The organism is Desulfonatronospira sp. (assembly GCA_003563255.1).
Taxonomy (GTDB): Bacteria; Desulfobacterota; Desulfovibrionia; order Desulfovibrionales; family Desulfonatronovibrionaceae; genus Desulfonatronospira.
The window spans coordinates 1-3,838 of the sequence record PWSL01000440.1; the positions used below are offsets into that span (position 1 = coordinate 1).

Below are 3,838 nucleotides of genomic sequence, written 5' to 3' on the forward strand. Positions count from 1 at the left end.
AAGCGGCTGGAGCCGCAAGAACTAAGCGTTCCCAGGCTGGAGCCTGGGAACGAGAGGTAAAGCGGCTGGAGCCGCAAGAACTAAGCGTTCCCATGCTGGAGCCTGGGAACGAGAGGTAACCAGGAACCGATTTTAGCAACCAACATGTTGGTTTGAAATTTGTGCTAAGCGCCTAATAGCTCCCCCGGAGATAGCATCTCCGGGCCGACGTCCCGCTTCGGCGGGACGTTTCTTTTTTCAGCCAACGGAGTCAGCCCCACTCCGATCCCTGGGTATCAGAAAAGCCTGAAAAAACCTCGTCTTATCAAATTCAGGCCAAGTAACCATTTTTTTCAGTGGATTACAAGGGAAAAACTTGTGGTTTTGAGTGCGGGTCAGGGCACAGGCATAAATTGCTGACAGGGAAAGATACTCAGTATCCAAGTTCGACGTCTTCCCTGCGAAGAAAAATTGGCGGGACCTCGATGAAAGGGTATGCGGCACGTCTTCCCGCCCCGGCTCATCAGGCACTTCAAATTTGATGTCTGAAAAATCCAGACCCAAAGCATGAAGCTTCTTCAACGCACCTGCTTGAATACCTGGCAATGTGACGTAGAGAGAGCGCAATGCATCTTTGACAAGTTCTAGGGATTCGTCGTCGGTGTATGCGCGAGTAGTTTCGTAAGTTTCCCGTTTCTTCCTTGCTCTGGCAATTAGGTCGCTAGGCTCTAATCGCTAGGCTCTAATCGATAGAACTCCGGGTCCCCCTTACTATCCTTTACCGTCATAGAAATACCTTGAGCAAGGGTACGTTCCAATTGATCCGCCACCCATTCATTTCCTTCCGGCGTTCGAAGAATATCGATCAACTCTTTGTACACTTCCAGCCCTCCTGTAGGACAGGTCTTGTGAAATCAAACCAGTGATCACCCGTCCACTCACCTGTTGAGATATACGAACAAGCTCAATCAATGATCAAAAATTCGACCCAAGCCAGCAATAACACGTAATGGGACAGCTAAGAGCAATACTTCGGAAAGAGGCCAAAAGCCCTCTGAACCTTTGAAACCCCTTTAGGTTTCAGCAGGGCAGACCAGGAAACGGGCAGAAAGCCGGATACTCAGGCCGCAATAGCTGGACAACCCTGGCCGGCAGGGCGATAATGACCTCTGAATGGGATTTGAGCAGATCTATAGCCCGGATTTACATGATTTTCAAGATATATGAGCAGGTTTGGTCAAAATTGAGGCAGAAAATAAAGAAATGTCTTCAACACTGGATTTCCCAGGTTATCACCGCGTTTCCAGGGAAGATGTCATCTATGTAGCAGAATCGCCCGCTTGACCGCTGAAAACCATGAATATCTGCTGGTGCTCCCGCTGGCTTGGCAATAGTTGTTTGAAATTCAGTTTCCCCCTCGATTTGTCAAAATGCCACCTGCCCTGGCTGTCACCCGGGCTGACTGGTTCGGCGGGCTTTTTTACATATGGGCTGTGTGTTCAGAAGACGTATAGGGCTTTATCATACGCAATTCTCTTTCTTCTGAATTTTTAGCACGATATAGGTCCCAACGAAGCTGCATATTCATCCAAAAATCCTCTGACATGTCAAAAAATTTTGCCAGACGTAATGCTGTACTGGGTGTAATACCGCGCCGCCCATTTACAATCTCGTTAATTCGCTGGTACGGAACATGAATCGCCTTAGACAAATCTCGTTGCGTTATTGACAGTGGAGCCAAAAATTCCTCCATCAACATTTCTCCCGGGTGCGTCGGCTCTCTGTATTTCGGAATTCTGATCATGATATTCTCCAAAATTTTCAATGATAATCGACTATTTCAACATTATCTGCATTGCCATTTTCCCATTTAAAACATACCCGATACTGATCATTGATTCGAATGCTGTACTGCCCATAACGATCCCCTGAGAGGGCTTCCAAGCGATTTCCCGGCGGAACTTTTAAATCGTCAAGGTTTGTTGCGGAGTCAACCTGCTCCAGTTTTCTCGCAGCTAAAATCCAAAGATATTGCGGGCATAATTTTCGGGCAGCCTTGCTGTTTTTCCCATCGAAAATATCTTCTGTACCCTGATCTTTAAATGATCGTATCATGAAATCACAGTAACACGGTATTCATGCTATGTCAATCCTTTATAGCCGAACGCTGGAACTTTGCGGCGAGTGAAGCGAGTCCGCAACAGTGACTGGTTAACCACTAATTATTTCATTTAAACCATCTATAATGAGAGCCAGCTCTTCATCAGATGCTTTTGTTATTTTCTTGCTGATTCGCTTTTTGGAAAGAAATCGAATCTGACTGATCTTTACCCAGAATTATTTTGGAAGCCCGATGTTTCAAGCTCCGAGGCGCAGCTTTTTGCGTCGGCTGAATTAGCTTTGTTGGACGAAGCCGCTACGCGGCAGACAAGGCCTCGGAGGAGACCTTGCCGGCCAGGGCCAGAAGCAGGAGAAGACGGTCATGACAACACGCCTGAATCATTTGCATATGTGCTGCTCATAAATGATCCTTAATTGATATGGTTGACAATCATCTGGTATCATATATAATACCTGAATGAACCTGAATCAAATCGTCCTTGACACCAATGTGATAGTTTCGTCCTTGAAATCAAGGCGTGGAGCTTCGTTCAGGCTGATATCCCTGATCGGCTCCAGCCGGTTTGAAATCAATCTGTCGGTTCCCGTAATCATGGAATACGAGGATGTGCTTACCAGGAATCAGGACCAGCTCGTGTTTTCCAGGGCGGACATTGAAAATTTTCTCGACTACCTTTGCAGCCAGGCCAGGCACCATGATATCTATTTTCTGTGGCGGCCGGTTCTCAAAGATCCAGGTGACGACATGATCTTGGAACTGGCCGTCACCTCAAATTCTGACTGCATTGTCACCTTCAACAAGCAGGATTTTGCCCAAGCATCAAAATTCAGCATTCATACAGTAACCCCAAAAGAATATTTAAAATCAAGGAGGATGATATGATTACCCTGAGTATCCGTCTGCCGGATTCCCTCCATGAACGTCTCAAACAGATGGCCGAAAAAGAAGGAGTCTCCATGAACCAGTTCATAGCTTTGGCCTTGTCGGAAAAGATCTCGGCCCTGCACACCCTGGATTATCTCAAAGAACGTGCAGCCAGGGGCGAGCGCCGGGAGTTCGAAGCCATTCTGTCCAGGGTGCCGGATGTGGAGCCGGAAGAACAGGACAGGCTTTAGGATTCACCCCGGATCTCTTGCCCCCTGCCGGGGCCAATCCTGGATTCTAGTTCACCTTGAGAATGCTTATATATTGGACAAAACACCCCTGTCACACCAACCACGCTGGAGGAGGTGCATCAACATGCAAAAGAAGCTTACATGGAAAAGTGAGTACTTGGTCCAGCTTCGCTGAGTTTCATCAGGGAGCGGCAAAACCGCCCGTGTGCAACGAAGTTGCCAGTGCCAAAAAGATCTTCTCTGGCACGGGAAGCCTTCAGCTTCACACGGGTGCTTTGCACACACGGTTTTAGGCACAAGACCAATCTCAAATTGTTGATTCCTGTCCTGAAGAAGCTCAGTGGCATTGTTTCTGTCCTTTTTTATATCAAACTGAACCCGGCTGAGGCCTTTTTGCCTGAGCCCCTTTACTTGCTCCTCCTCGGCCTGCAAAGCCTGGTTGATCACGTTCTGCGAAAGCTGAATATTTGATGTATATTCACTTAGGCAGTAAGTAGAAACAATCTTTACAAAAGTATTGACTTCTCGTTTTGTGCAGACGCCGATGGCATAGAGTGGGGTTTAAAACTCTTCTCTTATCGTTCCCACGCTCTGCGTGGGAACGTTTTTCGATCCAGCACTC

General features: G+C 47.4%; 5 protein-coding genes. 2 read left to right on the forward strand and 3 right to left on the reverse strand.

From position 1 onward, the window contains the following. Positions 1-1,459 precede the first annotated feature (1,459 nt). The 3 genes from QZP87_RS12830 to QZP87_RS15625 all read right to left on the reverse strand — a co-directional run bounded on the left by QZP87_RS12830 (position 1,460) and on the right by QZP87_RS15625 (position 2,304). Positions 1,460-1,783, reverse strand: coding sequence for a HigA family addiction module antitoxin (locus QZP87_RS12830; protein ID WP_291323318.1), 324 nt, complete (start codon positions 1,781-1,783; stop codon positions 1,460-1,462). 17 nt (positions 1,784-1,800) lie between these two features. After that, positions 1,801-2,094 (reverse strand): type II toxin-antitoxin system RelE/ParE family toxin, encoded by a 294-nt coding sequence (locus tag QZP87_RS12835; RefSeq protein WP_291323319.1) that lies wholly within the window; start codon positions 2,092-2,094, stop codon positions 1,801-1,803. A gap of 96 nt (positions 2,095-2,190) precedes the next feature. Further along, positions 2,191-2,304, reverse strand: a complete 114-nt coding sequence (locus QZP87_RS15625) for a hypothetical protein (RefSeq protein ID WP_363331021.1) — start codon at positions 2,302-2,304, stop codon at positions 2,191-2,193. 253 nt (positions 2,305-2,557) lie between these two features. On the opposite strand from QZP87_RS15625, the gene QZP87_RS12840 reads away from it, so the two are divergent. Continuing rightward, positions 2,558-2,983, forward strand: a complete 426-nt coding sequence (locus tag QZP87_RS12840; RefSeq protein WP_291323320.1) for a putative toxin-antitoxin system toxin component, PIN family — start codon at positions 2,558-2,560, stop codon at positions 2,981-2,983. Then, entirely contained in the window at positions 2,980-3,216 is a 237-nt protein-coding gene (locus QZP87_RS12845) for a YlcI/YnfO family protein (RefSeq protein WP_291323321.1), read from the forward strand. Before QZP87_RS12840 ends, QZP87_RS12845 begins: the two co-directional genes overlap by 4 nt. Positions 3,217-3,838: the final 622 nt, after the last annotated feature.

Coding starts and splice junctions, on each gene's coding strand:
- QZP87_RS12845 (WP_291323321.1), top strand. CDS start 2,980: ATGATTACCCTGAGTATCCGTCTGCCGGATTCCCTCCATGAACGTCTC.
- QZP87_RS12840 (WP_291323320.1), top strand. CDS start 2,558: ATGAACCTGAATCAAATCGTCCTTGACACCAATGTGATAGTTTCGTCC.
- QZP87_RS12835 (WP_291323319.1), bottom strand. CDS start 2,094: ATGATACGATCATTTAAAGATCAGGGTACAGAAGATATTTTCGATGGG.
- QZP87_RS12830 (WP_291323318.1), bottom strand. CDS start 1,783: ATGATCAGAATTCCGAAATACAGAGAGCCGACGCACCCGGGAGAAATG.